The 19,020-nt window shown below is 71.9% G+C and carries 17 protein-coding genes, 1 tRNA gene and 1 other RNA gene; 8 read left to right on the top strand and 11 right to left on the bottom strand.

Annotated features, from left to right (window positions below; genetic code table 11):
- A partial coding sequence (locus tag ACTMTB_RS30225; protein WP_441149537.1) for a hypothetical protein occupies positions 1–477 on the top strand: 477 nt, incomplete at its 5' end.
- 225 nt (positions 478–702) lie between these two features.
- Here ACTMTB_RS30225 and recR read toward each other — a convergent pair.
- The 4 genes from recR to ffs all read right to left on the bottom strand — a co-directional run bounded on the left by recR (position 703) and on the right by ffs (position 4,715).
- Positions 703–1,296, bottom strand: coding sequence for a recombination mediator RecR (gene recR, locus ACTMTB_RS30220; protein ID WP_179802253.1), 594 nt, complete (start codon positions 1,294–1,296; stop codon positions 703–705).
- 8 nt (positions 1,297–1,304) lie between these two features.
- Positions 1,305–1,613 carry a YbaB/EbfC family nucleoid-associated protein gene (locus tag ACTMTB_RS30215; protein WP_218896632.1) on the bottom strand — a complete coding sequence of 103 codons (309 nt, stop codon included), beginning with the start codon at positions 1,611–1,613 and terminating at the stop codon, positions 1,305–1,307.
- A 108-nt stretch (positions 1,614–1,721) separates the two neighbouring features.
- On the bottom strand, positions 1,722–4,517 hold the full coding sequence (locus ACTMTB_RS30210) for a DNA polymerase III subunit gamma and tau (RefSeq protein WP_441149536.1): 2,796 nt from the start codon (positions 4,515–4,517) through the stop codon (positions 1,722–1,724).
- Positions 4,518–4,625: 108 nt separating this feature from the next.
- An RNA gene (gene ffs / locus ACTMTB_RS30205) (signal recognition particle sRNA small type) lies at positions 4,626–4,715 on the bottom strand.
- 81 nt (positions 4,716–4,796) lie between these two features.
- On the opposite strand from ffs, the gene ACTMTB_RS30200 reads away from it, so the two are divergent.
- Positions 4,797–4,881, top strand: a tRNA-Ser gene (locus tag ACTMTB_RS30200).
- A gap of 66 nt (positions 4,882–4,947) precedes the next feature.
- Here ACTMTB_RS30200 and ACTMTB_RS30195 read toward each other — a convergent pair.
- Together ACTMTB_RS30195 and ACTMTB_RS30190 are read right to left on the bottom strand one after the other, a co-directional pair.
- A complete protein-coding gene (locus tag ACTMTB_RS30195; protein WP_441149535.1) occupies positions 4,948–5,196 on the bottom strand; it encodes a flavin reductase in 249 nt (82 codons plus the stop codon).
- Positions 5,193–5,438, bottom strand: coding sequence for a hypothetical protein (locus tag ACTMTB_RS30190; RefSeq protein WP_441149534.1), 246 nt, complete (start codon positions 5,436–5,438; stop codon positions 5,193–5,195). The genes ACTMTB_RS30195 and ACTMTB_RS30190 overlap by 4 nt, the downstream gene beginning before the upstream one ends.
- Before the next feature lie 196 nt (positions 5,439–5,634).
- Here ACTMTB_RS30190 and ACTMTB_RS30185 point away from each other — a divergent pair, with 196 nt between their 5' ends.
- The 5 genes from ACTMTB_RS30185 to ACTMTB_RS30165 all read left to right on the top strand — a co-directional run bounded on the left by ACTMTB_RS30185 (position 5,635) and on the right by ACTMTB_RS30165 (position 10,585).
- The gene (locus ACTMTB_RS30185; RefSeq protein WP_441149533.1) at positions 5,635–6,402 is read left to right on the top strand and encodes a helix-turn-helix domain-containing protein; all 768 of its coding nucleotides are present in this window, start codon (positions 5,635–5,637) and stop codon (positions 6,400–6,402) included.
- Positions 6,393–6,584: a DUF397 domain-containing protein gene (locus ACTMTB_RS30180; RefSeq protein ID WP_441149532.1), complete on the top strand. Its 192-nt coding sequence runs from the start codon at positions 6,393–6,395 to the stop codon at positions 6,582–6,584. Before ACTMTB_RS30185 ends, ACTMTB_RS30180 begins: the two co-directional genes overlap by 10 nt.
- A gap of 156 nt (positions 6,585–6,740) precedes the next feature.
- Positions 6,741–7,355: a hypothetical protein gene (locus tag ACTMTB_RS30175; protein WP_441149531.1), complete on the top strand. Its 615-nt coding sequence runs from the start codon at positions 6,741–6,743 to the stop codon at positions 7,353–7,355.
- Between the two features lie 32 nt (positions 7,356–7,387).
- Positions 7,388–7,882, top strand: a complete 495-nt coding sequence (locus ACTMTB_RS30170; RefSeq protein ID WP_441149539.1) for a hypothetical protein — start codon at positions 7,388–7,390, stop codon at positions 7,880–7,882.
- A gap of 105 nt (positions 7,883–7,987) precedes the next feature.
- Positions 7,988–10,585, top strand: a complete 2,598-nt coding sequence (locus tag ACTMTB_RS30165; protein ID WP_441149530.1) for a hypothetical protein — start codon at positions 7,988–7,990, stop codon at positions 10,583–10,585.
- A 177-nt stretch (positions 10,586–10,762) separates the two neighbouring features.
- On the opposite strand, the gene ACTMTB_RS30160 is transcribed toward ACTMTB_RS30165, so the two are convergent.
- The 4 genes from ACTMTB_RS30160 to ACTMTB_RS30145 all read right to left on the bottom strand — a co-directional run bounded on the left by ACTMTB_RS30160 (position 10,763) and on the right by ACTMTB_RS30145 (position 15,816).
- On the bottom strand, positions 10,763–12,169 hold the full coding sequence (locus ACTMTB_RS30160) for a hypothetical protein (protein ID WP_441149529.1): 1,407 nt from the start codon (positions 12,167–12,169) through the stop codon (positions 10,763–10,765).
- Positions 12,170–12,373: 204 nt separating this feature from the next.
- On the bottom strand, positions 12,374–12,829 hold the full coding sequence (locus ACTMTB_RS30155) for a hypothetical protein (protein ID WP_441149528.1): 456 nt from the start codon (positions 12,827–12,829) through the stop codon (positions 12,374–12,376).
- A complete protein-coding gene (locus ACTMTB_RS30150) occupies positions 12,811–14,010 on the bottom strand; it encodes a hypothetical protein (protein ID WP_441149527.1) in 1,200 nt (399 codons plus the stop codon). The genes ACTMTB_RS30155 and ACTMTB_RS30150 overlap by 19 nt, the downstream gene beginning before the upstream one ends.
- Positions 14,011–14,289: 279 nt before the next feature.
- The gene (locus ACTMTB_RS30145) at positions 14,290–15,816 is read right to left on the bottom strand and encodes a hypothetical protein (protein ID WP_441149526.1); all 1,527 of its coding nucleotides are present in this window, start codon (positions 15,814–15,816) and stop codon (positions 14,290–14,292) included.
- 413 nt (positions 15,817–16,229) lie between these two features.
- Here ACTMTB_RS30145 and ACTMTB_RS30140 point away from each other — a divergent pair, with 413 nt between their 5' ends.
- On the top strand, positions 16,230–17,918 hold the full coding sequence (locus tag ACTMTB_RS30140) for a hypothetical protein (protein WP_441149525.1): 1,689 nt from the start codon (positions 16,230–16,232) through the stop codon (positions 17,916–17,918).
- A gap of 163 nt (positions 17,919–18,081) precedes the next feature.
- On the opposite strand, the gene ACTMTB_RS30135 is transcribed toward ACTMTB_RS30140, so the two are convergent.
- Complete coding sequence (locus ACTMTB_RS30135) at positions 18,082–18,879, bottom strand: DUF3152 domain-containing protein (protein WP_441149524.1); 798 nt, start codon at positions 18,877–18,879, stop codon at positions 18,082–18,084.
- Positions 18,880–19,020 lie beyond the last annotated feature (141 nt).

Below are 19,020 nucleotides of genomic sequence, written 5' to 3'. Positions count from 1 at the left end.
GTTGCCGTGGTGCAGGCCGACAAGCCCGGTGTGGACAAGAGCAAGCTGATCCCGCACGGCGTGCAGGGCAAGCAGTCGCACATCACCCTGGGCGACGAGCAGACCGCCAACGTCAAGGCGATCATCGCGGCGACGAAGAAGTCGGGCATGGACGAGCGGGCCGCCGTGGTCGCGATCGCCACCGCGCTGCAGGAGTCGAAGCTGGAGAACCTGGGCCACCTGGGTGACCGCAACGACCACGACTCGCAGGGCCTGTTCCAGCAGCGCCCCTCCAGCGGTTGGGGCACCGTCGAGCAGATCACCGACCCCGAGTACTCGACGATGGCGTTCCTCAAGGGTCTGAAGCAGGTCGACGGCTGGAAGGACATGCCGCTGACCAAGGCCGCGCAGACCGTGCAGGTCTCGGCCTACCCGGACCACTACGCCCAGTGGGAGAAGCAGGCCGCCGACCTCGTCGCCAAGCACTGGAACAACTGACCCACCGAACAATCAACGCTGGCCGGCACCCCCGAGTAGGGTGCCGGCCAGCGGCATACCCGCACCCGATCCTCACCGGGAACACCTCGGGTTGATCATGAGGTTGACAGTGGTGGAGGAGATCAACGCCGCCGCTAACTTCATGATCAACGAGGAGAACGCCGATGGGTCCACGCCTGTTCGCGTGGACCCATCGGATGCGACTCGGCCGCCCAGTACGACGGCTCAGACGGCGCGGCGGCCCTCGAAGGCGCGGCCGAGAGTGATCTCGTCGGCGTACTCCAGGTCGCCGCCGACCGGCAGGCCGCTGGCCAGCCGGGTGACCGAGATGCCCATCGGCTTGACCATCAGCGCCAGGTACGTCGCCGTCGCCTCGCCCTCGGTGTTCGGGTCGGTGGCCAGGATCAGCTCCCGGACCGTCCCGCCGCTGAGCCGGGTCATCAGCTCGCGGATGCGCAGGTTGTCCGGCCCGATGCCCTCCAGCGGGTTGATCGCCCCGCCGAGCACGTGGTACCGGCCCCGGAACTCACCGGTCCGCTCGATCGCCACCACGTCCTTGGGCTCCTCGACCACGCAGAGCACCTCGTCTGTGCGGCGCGGGTCGCGGCAGATCCGGCACTGGTCGGACTCGGCCACGTTGTAGCAGGTGGTGCAGAACCGGACCAGCTCCTTGACCTTGCGCAACGCGCCGGCCAACCGGTTGACGTCGGCAGGGTCCGCCGACAGGACGTGGAACGCGATCCGCTGGGCACTCTTCGGGCCCACGCCCGGCAGCCGCCCCAACTCGTCGATCAGGTCCTGGATGGCACCTTCGTACATCAGCCGGCTCAGAACCCGGGCAGGCCGAGGCCGCCCATGCCACCGGCGACCGGACCCATCTTCTTCTCGGTCAGCTCCTTGGCCGCCTCGGCGGCGTTGTGCAGGGCCGCGACGACCAGGTCCTCCAGGGTCTCCACGTCCTCCGGGTCGACCGCCTTCGGGTCGATCTTGATGCTCTTGATCTCACCGGCGCCGGAGACGGTCGCGGTGACCAGGCCGCCGCCGGCGGTGCCGGTCAGCTCGGCCTCGGCCAGCTCGGCCTGCGCCTTGGCAATCTGCTGCTGCATCTTCTGCGCCTGCTTCAGCATCTGCTGCATGTTCGGCTGTCCACCTGGGCGCACGGAGGGCTCCTTCTCGCACTCGTCTGCTCGGCCGCGCCCAGCCTAGTCGGGCGGCGACACACGTCCTCGGTGGCCGGCGCGCGCTCAGCGCGCGTCGACCTCGTCGATCTTCTCGGCGCCGAACGCCTCCCGGAGCAACTGCACCGCCTGCTCCTCGCTGGACTGCCGGGCGGTCCGCTCGTCGATCACCTCGTCCAGCGGCTCGTCACCAGGGTCGAACCCCTCGTACGCCGGGGTTGCCGCCGGCTGGGGGCGGCCACCGCCGCGCAGCGGCCCGTCGAAGTCCGGGTCGTACGGCGGCTCGCCGGCCCAGTCGGCGTCCGCGGTCTTCCGTGCCGCCTGGGCAGGGCGTGCCGCCTTGCCCGTGCCGGCCGCCGCCGCAGCCGCCCGCGCCGCCGCGATCGCGCTGCTCACCGGCGCGCCGCCGGTCGCCGCCGCCGGGGCCGGCGACGGTGCCGACTGCGGGCCGGCCGGTCTCGGTACGGCGGTCGCGGTGGCCGTCGCCCCACCCGGGCGGGCGGGCTCCGGCCAGTCGTCGCCGCCCGGGGTGGCGGTCGCGGCACCACCCGGACGGGCCGGCTCGGGCCAGCCCTCGTCGCCGTCGCCCGCACCGCCGGGGCGGGCCGGCTCGGGCCAGTCCTCGTCGTCTCCGGCACCGTCACCCGGGCCGCTCGGGCCGCTCGCCGCCGGGCCGGTCCCGCCGTGGGTCGCCGGACCGGCCTGGGCCCGGGCCGCAGGGCCGGTCGGGCCGCCGGCACCACCGGGCTGTCCCGCACCACCGGGCCGCCCGCCGTCGCTGCCCGCCGGGCCACCGGCATCGCCGGCAGGACCGGAGGCACCGTGAGCCGAACCGGCTGCGCCCATGGCGGTCCCAGCTCCCCCGGCCCCCGGGCCACCGGCCGAGCCACGGCCGGTGGACTGGCCGGCCGGACCGCCGGCGGCTCCACCGCCGGAAGCACCCGACGCAGCGCGCGGACCCACGCCATTCGGACCCGCCGGACCGCCCAGGTCTCCACCGTTGGTCGCGTCGGACCGGCCTGCACCGTTGGTCGCGGCAGATGGGCCCACGCCGTTGGCCGCGCTGGACGGGCCGCTGGGGCCCACGCCGGTCGGGCCGGCAGCGGCCGGGCCGGCGGGCGTCGGGGTCGGCGGGGAAGCCGGTCGGGTCGGCGCCGCCGCCCGGCTCGGGCCACCGAGCGTGGCCGCGCCACGCTCGCCGGCCACCTCGCAGCGGATCTGCCAGCGACCGCCGAACTCCTCGTAGAGCGCGTCGGACAGCACGGAGATGTGGTTGCCCATCATCTGGGCGAGGACCGGCGACTTGACGGTCAGCACCACGGTGTCGCCGTCCACGTCACGGACCACGGCGTCGCGCATCAGCGCCGCCGCGGGCTTCTTGATCCGGTTGACCTTGGCGACGATGTCCGGCCAGGCACGGCGTACCGCGACCGCGTCCAGCGCACCCGGGGAGCTGCTGCCCGGGCGGGGCGGCGCGGGGGTGGCCGGGTCGGGCATCACCGCCTCCGGCGGCACCCGACGGGGCGCGGCCTGCGGGGTCACCGGCTCCGCCGCCGGGGCGGCCGCCGGCACGGCGACGTCCCGCGATTCCACGGCCGGGGCGGGCGCGCTCGGGGCGGCGGGGGCGGGCTCGGGGCGTACCTGAGAAGCGGGGGCGACCGGCGCGGGGCCGGCGGCGGCCGACGGCAGCTCGGCGCCACCCAGGGTGAGCCGGCGCTCCATCCGTTCCAGGCGCTGGAGCAGGCCGCCGGTGGTGTCGTCGGCGCCGGGCAGCATCATCCGGGCGCAGATCAGCTCCAGCAGCAGCCGGGGCGCGGTGGTGCCGCGCATGTCGACCAGGCCGTTGTGCACGATGTCGGCGCAGCGGGACAGGGTGCCCGGGCCGAGCCGCTGGGCCTGCGCGGCCATCCGCTCGATGTGGTCGGCCGGGCCGTCGATCAGACCCTTGGCCGCGGCGTCCGGCACCTGCTGGAGCACGATCAGGTCGCGCAGGCGTTCCAGCAGGTCGGAGGCGAACCGGCGCGGGTCGTGCCCGGCCTCCGCCACCCGGTCGACGGTGGCGTACGCGGCACCGCCGTCCCCGGCGGCCAACGCGTCGCACATCTCGTCGATCAACGCGGAGTCGGTGACGCCGAGCAGCGCGGCGGCCCGGGCGTAGGTGACCCCCTCCGGGCCGGCGCCGGCGATGAGCTGGTCGAGCACCGAGAGGCTGTCCCGGGCGCTGCCGCCGCCGGCGCGCACCACCAGTGGGAAGACCGCCGGCTCGACGGTGGCGCCCTCCGCCTCGCAGAGCTGTTCGAGGTACGGCCGGAGCGTCTTCGGCGGGATCAGCCGGAACGGGTAGTGGTGGGTCCGCGACTTGATCGTGCCGAGGACCTTCTCCGGCTCGGTGGTGGCGAAGATGAACTTGACGTACTCCGGCGGCTCCTCGACCAGCTTGAGCAGCGCGTTGAAGCCGGCCGACGAGACCATGTGCGCCTCGTCGATGACGTAGATCTTGAAGCGGCTGCTGGCCGGCGCAAAGAACGCCTTCTCGCGCAGCTCGCGGGCGTCGTCGACACCACCGTGGCTGGCTGCGTCGATCTCGATCACGTCGATCGAGCCGGTGCCGTCGGTGGCCAGCGAGCGGCAGGACGCGCAGGTGCCGCAGGGCTCCGGAGTGGGGCCCTGCTCACAGTTGAGCGAGCGGGCCAGGATGCGGGCGCTGGAGGTCTTGCCGCAGCCCCGGGGGCCGGAGAAGAGGTAGGCGTGGTTGAGCCGGCCGCTGCGCAGCGCCTGCGACAACGGCTCGGTGACGTGCTCCTGCCCGATGACCTCGGCGAAGGTGCGCGGCCGGTACTTGCGGTAAAGGGCCAGTGCCACCCGTACCGCCTCCTCTCGACCGAGCCATTCTGCGCCGGTCAGGCGCGGGTGACCACCCACCACCCCGTGACCTGACCCCGCAGGTACGGTACCGGCGCCCGGAGACAAAAAGGCCTCCCGTGCACCCGGCAGAGCTCGCTTATCCTTGCTGCCTTCCGGCCCTGGGGAGGTTCACGAGATACCGCCGCACGGGAGGTGACACCAGCCTACCCGACTCCAGGTGGATCATCAGGGGGTGGTGGGGTGGCCGGCCCGCCGGGGACCTGTATCCTGGCTCGCGGAGGATTCGCCTAGAGGCCTAGGGCGCACGCTTGGAAAGCGTGTTGGGTTAACACCCTCACGAGTTCGAATCTCGTATCCTCCGCTCGACAGAGCGACACGAAGGGCCGGCCCCCGCACGGGGCCGGCCCTTCGTCGTACGCGAGAAAGGTCACCCGCGGGCGCGGGCCCAGGAGACGAACCGGTCAATCAGGCCCACCCGGGGCGTGTTAGGGCCGGAATCGGGCAATTCTTCGGCGGCCTCGGCCTGGAGGGTCGCCAGATAGACGGTGAGCGCGGGCCGGTCGTGGCGGTACTCGGCGAGCAGCCGCAACTTCGCCGCCGAGCAGGGCCAGGCGATGCCGCACGCCTGGCAACGCCAGGTGGGTCGGGTGGGGACGTGCTCCCGGCGGCGGCTCACCGCGACGGCACCTCGACGGCGACGGCCCGGTCGACCCGGACGAACGCGAAGCGCTGCCGGATGCGGAGCGTGCCATCGGGGTTCACCTCGTGGCCGCGCAGCTCGGCCCAGAGCGCCCCCTCGAACCGACCGACGCTCAGCACCTCGGTGATCCACAGGGTCAGCGGGCCCTTCCCGAAGCGGTACCCGTCGGCCGGGACGCGGATCGTGGCGCCGACAGCGACGCGGGTCGTGGACGGCATGGGCGGAGCCTCCTTCGCGGTGGAGGGGGCCGCCTCGCCTCCCCGTCGAGGCGGCCCCGGACTGACGCCGGCCGCCGGGCTGGATCACCTCCACCGGCCGCGCCGTCCTGTGCGACCACCCTTCCGCGCGTCACCGGACAGGTACACCGCGTAGCAATATGGTCGGCGGATATTCGAGACATCCGATGGAGGGGCCGTGAACGACGCGCTACGGGCGGCGCTGAGCGACACCGGGCACACCACCGAATCCCTCGCCGAACGCGTCGGCGTCGACCCGAAGACGGTCGCGCGCTGGCTGACCGAGGGCCGCATCCCGCACCCTCGGCACCGCTTCACGGCGGCCGAAGCCCTCGGCCGGGACGTAGCGGACATATGGCCGGACACATCGAGACGTCGGGACCCGATCTGGTTCCGCCCCTGGCAGGAGATCGAGCGCGAGGCGGTGTCGCTGCGGTGGTTCGAGCCGAGCGTCCTGCCTGGCCTTCTCCAGACCGAGGCATATGCCCGAGCGGTGCTCAGCGACGCGGGGCTGATCCCCCGAGGTGACGTCGAGCGGCACCTGGCGGCCCGCCTCGCTCGCCAAGGGATTCTCAAGCGGGATGACCCACCGCAGTTCACGGCCGTCGTCGATGAGGCGGTCCTCCGTCGGCCGGTCGGAGGCCGGGCGACGATGTACGAGCAACTGCGGGCCCTGGTCACGACGTGCGCCGAGCCGCACATCCGGGTGCACGTCGTGCCGTCCACCGTCGGTGTCTACGCAGGCCTCAACGGCCCTTTCGTGATCGCCAACAGCCACGACCACCGGATCGCCGGCTACCTCGACAACCAACTCCAGGGACAAGTGGTTAGCGACCCGGAGGACATCGCGGCGATGATGGCAGCGTGGGAGAACGTGCGCGGCGAGGCCTTGTCCCACTGGCAATCAGTCGATCTCATCACGGAAGTGGCGGAGACATGGACTTGAACAACGCGCGGTGGCGCAAGAGCAGCCGCAGCAGTGGCAACGGCGGTGCCTGCGTCGAGGTCGCCGACAACCTGCCCGGCATCGTCTGCGTACGCGACTCGAAGGACCCGACCGGACCGGCGCTCGTCTTCGCGCCGGCGGCCTGGCGCGCGTTCGTCGCCCGGGTCACCGAGCGGGCCTGACCCGAGCGCGAGCGCCCCGACCCTGACGGAACAGGGCTCCGGCCAGCACGGGGCGGATGGCCGACGATCCGGCGGGTACCGTCCGGTGATCTGCGGCGGCACCGGATCCGTCGTACACATGTTCCATCCACAGCCTGTGGATGCCGGAGGGCTCGGATGAGTTACCAGCTCAGCGCGGTGGTCGCGGACGTCGAGCTGCTCCGCGAGCAGACCGCCGAGCTGGACCACGCCGTCCTCGCCGCGCTACGCCAGGACTTCGCGCTGCTGCCGGTGACCCCGCAACTCGTCCAGGAGCTGACCGGGGCGCTGCCCGACTTCGCCACCGACGAGCCGAGCGCGGAGCAGCCGTTCCAGTTGCTCCTCTCGCCGGCGTTGACGGAGCTGCTGGCCCGCTGGTCGCGGCGGGGGCCGGTGGCGTACCTGGAGGCGGAGTTCGCCGGGGGTCTCGGCTACCAGTCGGCGGTGGTGTGGCTGGGTGGCGAGGTGAGCTGGGGGCCGCGGGTCGATCGGCTCCTCGACGGGCCGCGTCCAGAGTGGCCGATCAACGCGGCGCTGGCCCGGTTGGGCACCGAACCCGGCCCGTGGATCGACCCCTTCGCCGAGCTGGGTCTGCACCTGGAGCGGCACACCGACGGCTGGCTGGTCCACGGACGGCGGGGCCTGTCCGCCGACTACTGGGACGAGCTGGCGGAGGAGTGGGAATACCGGCAATCCGGCGAGGAGCAGCAACCTGAGCGGCCCGGTTCCGTTGGGGACTGGGGGATTCCATGAAATTGCGACAATTCGTATTCATTGCCACGCTGCTGACGGCTGCCTCGATCTCGGGGAGCGGTGTCCGTCCACAGGGTTCGGACGTGCCGGCCCGCCCGGTCGGCGACACCGAGGTGGTCCACCTGAGCGGCCTGGCCGAGATCGAGTTCGGCGACAGCGAGCAGGAGCTGACCCGCCGGGGTGTGCTGCGCGCCGAGGTCGACGCCTGCGGGCCGACGCTGGCCGGGCACGGGGCGGCCAGCCCCATCTTCGTGGACGACCGGCTGGTGCTGCTCTGGCTCGACGACCCGATGAGCACACCCGAGGGGATCACCGTCGGCACGCCGGTCGACGAGGTGCTGGCCAACTACCCGTCGGCGGTCCGGCTGGACGCTCCACAGCGGACGTACCGGTTCGACGGGCTGCTGGCCCGCGACGGCGACCGGGCGTACCTCTTCCTGCACGACGGCACCTCCGTGCGGGAGATCATCGCCGGGTACGCCGACTGGGCCCGCCGCCTCTTCGACGAGGGCTACGGCCCCTGCTGACCAGCGGCACCGACGGCATGTAAGGCGGATTGTCGAAGATCGGCTTCCGTGGAATCATCTCCTCGCCCGCGGGGTCGCCGCGCGGCATCTCATGGGGGAGTTGATGTGAGAACAACCCTGTCCGCCTGCCCCGAGAACCGGCCGCGCAGGGGAGTCCCCCGGATCGCGCTGGTCGCCGCGGCCGTGCTGACCGTTCCGGCGATCCTGGTAGGACCGTCGGCCGCAGGTGTCAGCGGGACGACGCCGACCGCGGCCACCGCCCGTTCGTCCACCGTCACCGCGTCCACCGGCGCCGTCTCCCCGGTGTCGTCGCCGACCGCCACCGCGACCCCCCGGGCGTCGTCGCCGACCGCCCCGGCCCGCGCCGCGTCCCCCACGCCCACGGCGTCGTCGGCAGAGACGGCGGCCGGGCTGACCACGGAGCAGACCCGTACCCGGTCAGCCACCATCACCCCCGCCCCCCGGAAACCCCGCTCGTTCTGCGGCGGCAAGCTGACCTTCGGCACCGTCAACAACTGCGGGCTGATCATTGGCCAGGCCCAGGACACCTGGACGCTCACCACGACCGCCGACTCGGACGTGCTGTACCTCCAGGTTGTGGAGATGTCCGGGGTCAGCCTCACCATCCGGGTGAACCACCAGGACGGCTGGAAAGCCTGCGAGATCAACGCCTACCACGAATACCTCGACGAGTGTCGACTCGGCCCCGCCGGCCCCTACACGCTCACGGTCAGCACCACGAACGGCAGCGGGAAGGGGGGCTACACCCTTTCTGTCGAGTCGAGGCGGACGCCGTCAACCTGCGAGCAACTGCCGGCGGACGCCTTCTCGTGGGCGTCGGCAGGGGTCAGCGGCACTCTCTCGGCCGGGTCGGCCGCTCGGTGCTTCACGTTTGACCAGCCCATCGGCAGCAAGTTTTTCATTGCCGAGCCGCACCTGCGTGATCTCACCGGCCTGCGGGCGGAAATCACGGACGCGCGCCACCAGCAGCTCTGCCAGTCCCACGTCAGCTTCGCCGATTGCACGCTGAGCACGGCCGGGCCGTACCGGGTCTTCGTCGAGCACATCGATGGCAAGGCGACGGCGTACAACCTCAGGCTGCCGCGCATCTCCCAGGCGGTCGGCTGCCCGACGCTGCCGCTGGCCCCGTTCGGTGACCCCGGCGCGGCCGTCGGCCGGGGCCGGCTGGAGCCGAACGAGCGGGCCTGCCACTCGTTCTCCACCACCACCACCGCTCAGGTCACGGTCCGCATCGACCCGTCCGCGATGGAGTGGAGACTGTACGACAACGTCGGGCGGTACATCTGCGACCAGTCCTCCGTCGAGTACTGCAACCTGCCCACGGCGGGGCGGTACACGCTGCTGCCGTGGAGCGGCAACGACACCAGGGCGCGCGACTACCAGGTGGCGGTGACCCCGCTGCACAGCGTCGACGGGTGCGGGGCCAGCACCGGCATCTCCTGGGACCAGCCCACCCTGCAGGTGCGGCTGACCTCACCGGTGCAGACCACCTGTCATCCGTTTCAGGGCAGGGCCGGCGACCGGGTGGTCGCGTACACCGGGCCGGTCGAGACAATCGAATGGCTGGTCGACCAGAGCGGCACCCGGATCTGCACCAACTTGTCCCCCAACGACTGGTCCCCCAGCGACGGCGGTTGCGTGCTCCCGGCCGACGGCACCTACCGGATGATCTGGTTTCCGTCGCGGTGGGTCTCCAACAGCCTTGATCTGACGTACCAGGTGCAGATCCGGCGGCTCACCGACGCCGCCGGCTGCCCCACCCTCGTACCCGGCAGCTACGACGCCGCGCCGGCACTGACCGGGATCCGCTGCCGCGCGGTGGAGATCGCGGAGGCCGGCGGGTACCGACTCCGCGCCGTCAGCGCGACCAACGACGCCGTGTTGAGCTTGGTGTACGACCGCGATGGGCGGACGATCTGCCACCCCGGCCGCTGCGACTTTCCCACCGCCGGCCGGTACACACTGGTGTTCGAGCCGCAGCGCTTGGTCGAGAACGATGTCGAGCACGCCGCCGCGGTCGTGCCGTGGGCGCCGTCGGGCTGTGCCACGGTGTCGGACACCGGCTGGCGGGACGCGCCGCACCGGGGTGCCTTCCAGGTCGCCGGGCAGATCAACTGCCTCCAGCTGACCAGTCCGGCCGGCTCCCAGGTCGTGCTTTCGGAGCCGGTCGAAGGGTTCGCAGACAGGCGGACGGAGACCCGGGTGGTGGACGCAACCGGCGCCGAAGTGTGCGGCTCGCCAAACGCGTACAGCTGCGAACTGATCGGGCAGGCACCCTTCTTCGCCCTGATCAACGGCGTCATCAACAGGCCCACCGCCACGTACGCGATGGCCTTCTCCCGGGTCGACGGACCGCCCGCCTGCCCGGTGCTCCCCAGGAACGTGGAGACCGCGGTGACCACCGGGGCGGACCGCTTCGTGGCCTGCTTCTCCATCCCGGCCGACCAGCACGCCGCGATGGAGAGCTTCACCTGGAAGCGCACCGCCGGCACCGGAGTCGCCGATGTGTCGGTCTTCGACAGCGGAGGCCGCTGGCGGTGCGGCCGCCAGAGCGGTCTCGAAGCCGAAGGCACCCGGACCTGTAGCCTGCCGGACGGCCCCGTCACGGTGCTGTTGGAGACGGACGGAAAGGACGCGGCATACCGGCTCACTCACCGGGACGCCAGCGCCCCGACCACGTGAGCATCGGTGGGCCGGCCCTGCGGGGTCGGCCCACCGACCAGGCCGCACACACGGAGAACGCCCGGCCGATCCTCATGGATCGACCGGGCGTTTCCGCATCTCACGAGCAGTGGCGGCAGGACCTGCCGGTGGTCGCCGCCTGGGCGGTCACCGTCGCGGCGCGAACCCGGCCGCGGGCTACCGCGTCGTCGCGGTGGTGAACAGGGACACCTGCACGGTGACGGACCGGCTGGACGCCAGGTGCCCGGCGTCGCCAGGGAAGGTGACGGTGTAGGTGTTGGCCCCACCGAAGCGCGGCGTGTCGGTGAAGGAGAACGTCCCGTTCGCGGTGGTCGTGACGTTGGGCAGGACGTGGGTGCCGAAGCGGTCCCGCTTCGCCACCTGGAGCGTCCACGGCGACGACACGGCGGCACCGGTGAACGCCAGCGTGCCGGTGACCGTGATCTTCGTCCGGTACGTACTGGACGGCGCCGACAGGGTGAGCGAGGACTCGGCCTTCGTGAAGTCGGTCAGCAGCCGCAGGGTGGGGTTGGTCCCGGTGTGGTCGGTGGTGACGGCGTAGAGCGTGCGGTTGTCGGCGCTGACCGCGAGGCCCTGCCGCTCGACGTGGGTGTCCGCCGGCAGCTTGTAGCTGCGCACCAGGCTTCCGTCAAGCCGCTCGACCCGGATCGTCGAGGACGTCTCCGCCGACCTGTTGGTGTTGGCGACGATCACGAACGAACCGTTCGGGGACGTCGTCACGGCCGTCGGCCAGGTGCCGGACGGGTAACCGCCCGCCGCCGACAGGTCCGTCGTCGAGAAACCCACGTGCTGGGTGGCGGCCGCCGTCTGGTCGCCGTTCAGAAATGAACAGCCCAGGATCACCCTGCTCGCGTCGGGTGTGAGCGCGGCGTCGTGCAGGCCGGTGCAGGTGTCCGACGGCATGGACGCGACCAGCGCAGGAGTACCGGACGAGACGTCGTACACGGTCGCTCTGCCCGAGGAGGGGGTGGTGACGGAGGACTGGTCCGCCACGAACAGCAGATCCGGGTCGGCCGGGCTGCTCCGCAGCAACGGGGGCCGGACGAACGTGCCGTTGAGCGGCAGGCCGAGGGCCACGACCGGTGCCTCTCCGCGCAGGTCGAGCGAGCCCAGCAGGCCCTTGCCGTACGTACAGCCGTACCCGAAGTAGAGCTTCCCGCCGGCGGGAGCCAGCCAGGTGGGACACGTGCCGGCGCCGATGCTGTAGCGGCGTGTCTCGGTCAGCGTCCTGGTGTCGATCGCGGCGATGGCGCCCGCCCCGATGAGCGCCACGTGCAGCGTCGCCCCGTCCGGGCTCAGCGCCATGCCGGAGGCGTCCGGCAGGTTCGGGATCGTCGTCTGCGAACCGCCCGCCAGGTCCGTCACCCGCACGCCCGACCCTGTCCGCCCGGGGCTGAAGAAAAGATGCCCGCGCGTCGAGTCGACGACCATCTGCGAGTACGTCGTGATGCCGAGCCCGACCGTACTGTCGGCGTGCGCCACGCCGGAGCTCAGCGGCGATGCGACGCCGAGCGTCGCGCCGAGCGCCACGACCATGAGGCGTGCCAGCTGCTTGACCCGCACGTCCCACCCCCTTGCGACCAAGATCCACGGTTACGTGCGGAGCAAGCTTAGGGGTAAGCACGGCTCGGCGAGGCCCCCCGGCACGCCACCGAGCCGAAGGTAGGCGGACCGGCCGGCCGGATCAGCTGATCTCCTGGGGCCGGGTCACGAAACGCCCGGCCGCTCGCGGGGAGCTGCCGGGCGTTGTCGTGCAGAAAGGGAGCGTCAGGAGAGCGGGCCGCCGCTCTGCGGTCCGACGACCCGGATGCCGTACCGCTGAGGCCAGACCCGATCGGTACGCAGGCTCGCGCCGCTCCACGAGACGAACTGCGGTACGAGCCCACCGGTGGAACCGTGGAACGGGACCATCGAACCTGACGGGTAACCGGGGGTGTCGCCGGTCACCTCCTCCCCAATCGACGTGACGACGGCGTCCAGCGGGCCGGTGCCGTTGAGGTTCAACACCGCGACCGACGCGCCGAACTTGTCACCGCGCTCGACCGTGCCCGGGATGTTGGGGTGGTTCTGGTCGAAGGCCTGGGCGCCGCTGCCGGTGATCCCCGCGGCGGAGCCCTTGAGCAGGGTCACCACCCCGCCCTCGTCCGTCGGGCCGACCTCCTCCCCGGGCGAGCCGACCAGCACGTCCGCCCGGCCGTCACCGGTCACGTCACCGGTCGCCACCGAGGCACCGAAGCGGTCGTTGTCCTCCGGCTCGCCCGGCACCCCGGCGGTGCGCTGCGTGACGACGCGGACCGCACTGCCGGACAGTCCGGCGGTCCGCCCCGTGAACACGGCGACCAGACCGCCGTAGATGTGCGGGGTCTGGGCGCACCGGCGACGACCTCGCCCAGCCCGTCCCCGTTCACGTCACCGATGGCGAGCGTCTCCCCCAGGTACCAGGCGTAGGTGCCGGCCTGGCCGATCGAGCCGAGGATTCCCGCGCCGGTGACCGCGGTGGCGCCGGCGGACGACACGCCGGTCGGCGAACCCCACATCAGGGTCACCATGCCGGTGCCGTTCCAGGACGCCCCGTCGTTCTCGAAGGGCGCGCCGATCACCAGGTCGTTGTAGCGGTTGTTGTTGACCTTCCCGATCGCCAGCGAGAAACCGAACTTGTCGTTTCGCTCGGCGGCACCCGGCACGCCGGCCTGGTCCTGCTGGAGGAACTGCGCACCGGTGGCGGTGAGACCAGTCGACCCGCCGTAGAGGACGGTGACCGATCCGGCTTCCGTCTTGGTCCCGATCGCCTCCCCCCACGCGCCGACGGCGAGGTCCTCGCGGCCGTCGCCGTTGATGTCGCCGGCCGCCAGCGCCGCGCCGAACCGGTCCTGGCTCTCCGCCGCGCCGGGAACGCCCGCCGAACTCTGGTTGAAGTGCTTCGTCGAGCTGAAGACCAGGCCGCTGCTGCTGCCGGGGACGACCCACACCCCGCCGGCGTGGCTCTTGTTGCCCGCATCGACCTCGTCGGAGTCGCCGATCGCCAGGTCGTCGTACCGGTCTCCGTTGAAGTCGCCCGCCGCCAGCGCCATGCCGAAGCAGGCGCAGCCACCGCCGGAGGACAGCACCCCGAGGAAGTAGTCCACCTGTGGGGCGGACGAGTAGCGCACCACGACCACGCCGGTCGCGGAGTTGTAGGGCAGGTTGGTGTTGAAGGGATCACCGGTCACGGCCACGTCGTCGACGCCGTCGCCGTCGAAGTCGGAACGGGTGCCTCCGGTCCCCCGCACTGGCGTGGTCGCCTTCGCCACCCGGTGGTGCTGGAGGACGATGCCGTCCCGGGTGAGGGTCTGGACGTCGTCCGCCGCCTGCGCGGGGGCACCGACCGCGAGTCCGGCCAGCACCGCCACCAGCGACACGCTCATAGTTCTTCGGCCCACAGAATCCCCCGATCTTCGTGGATTGCCCCGACACGCTAGAGGCAGCGACGAACGGCGATAACTGGGCGAACGGGCAGGTCGGCCGGCGACCGGGTGGCACCGTCGGCCGAACGGTCGATGCGTCCGTACGACCCGGCCGGGGCGCGGGAAATCGGCGCGCCGTGGGTGTGTCGGAGCAGGCGTGCTGGGTCCGCCCCCCGGGAAGCGGAACGCCCGGCCGATCCTCGCGGACCGACCGGGCGCTTCCGTCGATGGCGCAGCCGGTCAGTACCTACCGCCGCCGCCCTGCGGCCCGGCGACCCGGACGCCGTAATGCATGGGCCAGATCCGGTCGGTACGCAGGCTCGCGCCGCTCCACGAGACGAACTGCGGTACGAGCCCGCCGGTGGAACCGTGGAACGGCACCATCGAACCGGACGCGTACCCGACGGTGTCGCCGGCCACCTCCTCCCCGGTCGACGCCACGACGGCGTCCAGCGGACCGGTGCCATTGAGGTTCAACACCGCGACCGACGCGCCGAACTTGTCACCACGCTCGACCGTGCCCGGGATGTTCGGGTGGTTCTGGTCGAAGGCCTGAGCACCGCTGCCGGTGATCCCCGCGGCGGAACCCCTGAGCAGGGTCACCACCCCACCCTCGTCCGTCGGGCCCACCTCCTCGGTCGGCGAGCCGACCAGCACGTCCGCCCGGCCGTCACCGGTCACGTCACCGGTCGCCAGCGACGCGCCGAAGCGGTCGTAGCCCTCGGGCTCCCCCGGAACCCCGGGGGTGCGCTGCGTGACGATCCGGACCGCACCGCCGGACAGGCCGGCGGTCCGCCCCGTGAAGACCGCGATCAGGCCGCCGTAGATGTCCGGCGTCTGGGCGCCGGGCGCGCCGGCGACGACCTCGCCCAGCCCGTCGCCGTTCACGTCGCCGATGGCGAGCGTCGCGCCCAGGTTCCAGGCGATGGTGTCGGGATGGCCGGTCGCGGCGTGCACCGCCGCTCCGGTGGACGAGGTGGCGCCGGTGGACGACACGCCACTCGGCGAACCCCACATCAGGGTGACCATGCCGCTGCCACCCCAGAACGTGCCTTCGTTCTCGCGAAGCGCGCCGATCACCAAATCGTTGTAGCGGTTGTTGTTGACCTTCCCGATCGCCAGCGAGAAACCGAAGTAATCGTCGCGCTCGGCCGCACCCGGCACCCCGGCCTGGTCCTGCTGGAGGTACTGGGCACCGGTGGCCGTCAGGCCGGTCGCCCCACCGAAGAGGACGGTGACCGCGCCGGCGCCCGTCTTGGCCCCGATCCCCTCCCCGTACGCGCCGATGGCGAGGTCCTCGCGGCCGTCCCCGTTGATGTCGCCGGCCGCCAGCGTCGCACCGAACCAGTCCTGGTTCTCCGCCGCGCCCGGGACACCCGGTGAGCTCTGGTTGAAGTGCTTCGCCGCATCGACCACCAGGCCGGCACTGCTACCCGGGATGACCCAGACCCCGCCGGCGTGGGACTTGTTTCCCGGGTCGAACTCGTCCATGTTGCCGATGGCCAGGTCGTCGTACCGATCGCCGTTGAAGTCCCCGGCGGCGAGCGCCAGCCCGAAGGCGTTGCTACCACCCTCTGGCGTCGCGCCACCGATGAGGTAGTCGACCTGCGGCGCGGACGAGTAGCGCACGACGACCAGACCGGTCGCGCCCGAGGGCAGATTTTCGTTGAGAGGATCAGCGGTGGCGGCGATGTCGTCGACGCCGTCGCCATCAAAGTCGGAACGCGTTCCTCCGGTCCCCCGCACCGGTGTGGTCGCCTTCGCCACCCGGTGATGTTGCAGTACAACGCCTTCCCGCGTGATGACCCGCACGTCGTCCGACGCCTGCGCGGGGGCACCCACCGCCAGACCGGCCAGCACGGCCACCAGCGATGCACTCGTAGTTCTTCGACCCACCAAAACCCCCGATCGTCGTGAACTGCCCCGACACCGTAGAGGGACGGACGATCGGCGATAACTGGGCGAACGGGCAGGTCGACCACCGGCCGGCTGGCACCGTACGCCGATCGGTCGATGCGCGGCGACAGCGACGCGAAGGCGCGGGAGGCGCGGCGGATGTAACCCTTTCGGCCGGAGGGACGCCTGACATATCGACCGGGCCAAGATCCCGGCCAGGCCAGGTGACCGTCTCCAGCGCGTGTCCCGGCCCTCGTCCCCGTTCCCGACCAGACAAGGAACCCATGGTCAACCACGTGTTCCGCCCGACGATCCGCCGAGCGCTGCGGACCGGGTCCCTCGCGACCGCCGTCGTCGCGTCGATGCTCACCGCCCTCCCGGGCGCGGCGGTAGCCGCGCCCAGCCCGGCCGACGTCGTCCTCGGCCTGCTCACCGACCCCGGCGAGGTCGGCCCGGACGGCGGCCCCGTCCGCCTCAACGTCTCGGTACGCAACGCGGGGGGCACCGAGGCCGACGCCGTCACCGTGAAACTGCAACTGCCGGCCGGCGCCACCCTCGGCTGGGGCGAAGGACTCAACGGCTGGAGCTGCGACGCTGCCGCCGCCAAGTGCAAGTGGGGCGACCTCGCCGCGGGCGCCGCCACCGAGTTCGATGTCTGGGCGACCCTGCCCGCCGGCACGGACGGTCGGAAGGTGACGGCCTCCGCCACCGCCGCCACCGCGAGCCACGAGTCGTCCACCACCAACAACACCAACACAGCCACGATCGAGTACGTGGCGAAGCCGGACCTCGCCTTCTCCTTCGTTCAGTGGAACGGCGGCGAGATCTCCACCCTGGGCGGCAATGGCTCGCGCGGTTCCGTGGGGGCCTGGGCGGTCAACGAGGGCACCTCCACCGCCCCCGGTGCCCGCTTCACCTTCCAGATGCCACCGGACGCCGTCGCTGGCTCCTGGACCCAGAGCGACCCGTCGTGGAAGTGCGATTTCTCCACCTCCGTCTGGGTCTGCGAGAACGACCAGGAGATCCGACCGGGCGAGACGGCCCAGTTCAACCTCTACCCGTACTTCCCGGCCGGGACGGCGGGCGACACCCGGACGGTGACCGGCTCGGTGTCGACTCCGGCGACGGAGCAGTCGCTGGCCAACAACAGCGGCACGACCACGTTCACGTACGCCGTCCCGCTTCCGGGCGATCTGAACGTCTACGGGCTGAACGTGGTCGGCACGGACGAGCTGCGGGCGAACCAGGAGTTCGAGGTGTCGGCGTTCGTGTTCACCGAGGGTGGCAGCCCGGCGGAGGAAGTCGTGGTCCGGCTCCCGCTCCCGCCGACCGTCGAGTTCCTCTCCGTTGACGCCGGCGACCCCTCCTGGGCCTGCCGACTGGAGGAGACGACCGACCGGTTCGTCGAGTGCACCCGTGAGCACTGGGACATCGGCACCGACGGGCTCAACATGCGGGTGAAGCTGCGGGCGCAGCCCGGCACGCCGGCCGGCCCGCTGACCTTCACCGCGACCGCGTCCGCCGGCACGCCGGAGTCGTCGACGGAGAACAACACCGCCTCGGACACCGTCACCTACATCGCCGAGGGCGCTGTCGCCGGCCACATCTGGCTCGACCTCGACCGGGACGGCCAGCGCGACGCCGGGGAGCCGATGGCCTTCGACAAGATCGCCGGAATGACCGTGGTGCCGGAGACGGGCTCGCTGCCGTGGGACTGGACGGGCATCTACACCAATACGGTCAGCGGGACCTACTGGGGCGGACGGCTGATGCCGGGCCGGTACACCGTCAGGGTCAACCTGCGGGACGGCAGCACCACCGAGTTCACCACGCCCGACCTGGGCGACGACGCCACCGACTCGGACATCGTCAGCTACGTCGGCGGCTACTACCCGTACGGGCTCAGCGCCCTGGTCGAGGTGCGCGACGGCGCCGAGACCCAGGTGGACATCGGCATCCTGCCGCAGTCCTGACGTCTTGCCGGGGAAGGCTCGGGTCCATTCGGGCCCGGGCCTTCCCCGTACGTGATCACCGGCGGCCGCGGTCCGCATCCCGGCCGACACCGGGTCGCCGCCCGCCCTCGCGCGCGTCCGGTCAGTTGACGGCCTCACCGACCGGCGCTCGGCGCGGATCGTGTCAGCCGAGCCGGCCTCGGTCGCGGGGCGGTACGGGGTCGTCGTAGGCGCCCGACGGTCCGGTGTAGCGCTCACCGTCGAGGTAGGGCAGGGCGTTCGCGGTGCAGCCGTGCAGGCCCAGCGACTGCTGCTGCATCACCGGTGCCGGTCGGCCCCGACCCGGGCACCGCTCGTGACCCATGCCGAGCCGGTGCCCGACCTCGTGGTTGATCATGTATCGCCGGTAGGTGGCGAGGCTCGCGCCATAGTGCGGCACCCCCTTCACCCAGCGGGCCACGTTGAGCACCACCCGGTCTCCGTTGCGGCAGGAGGTGTAGCCGTCGTACAGGTCCTGGCACAGCTCGTCGCGGGTACCTGGGGTGGCGAGGTAGATGGTGAAGTCGGCCGGCTGACCCCAGCCGACCCGGCGCAGCCGCAGCGTCCCGCCCGCGGTCCACCCCTGCGGGTCGTTCAACGTCCTGCTGACCTCCGCCGCGAACTCGGTCACCGGCAGGCCCTGGATGTCGCGCTCCACCGCCACCCGGTAGCGCAGCAGCCGCCCGGTCCCGCCGGGGGCCGGTGTTTCCGCAGCGGCGCGGCGCCACCGGTTGCCGCCGTCAGCCGGATAGCTGATGGCGGCGGCTCGTGGCCGGGCGGCCACCGGTGGCGGCGCGGGGGTGGTGGTGTCCGCCCCGGCGGCCGGGGCGGGTGGCTGACCAGCGGCCGGTCGCGCGCAGCCGGTCGCCGCGCTGAGCAGCAGGGCTGCCAGCGACAGTGCCGCGCCGGTGGCGCGGGTCCGACCCGTAGTCTTCGTTGTCATGCGTCTCCCCTCGCTGCGCAGCGCCGGCCGGTCGTGCGCAGCGAGGAGGACGGGTGACCCGGCCAGAAAGTTGATCTCGCGCGGACTCAACCTTTCACCCGCCCCACCCGTCCTGTCCGTCGTGGGATGCGCGAAGGGCGG

This window comes from Micromonospora sp. L32 (genome assembly GCF_052068055.1).
In the GTDB taxonomy this organism is placed as follows: Bacteria; Actinomycetota; Actinomycetes; order Mycobacteriales; family Micromonosporaceae; genus Micromonospora; species Micromonospora purpureochromogenes.
This window is presented reverse-complemented; position numbering and strand designations above follow the sequence as displayed.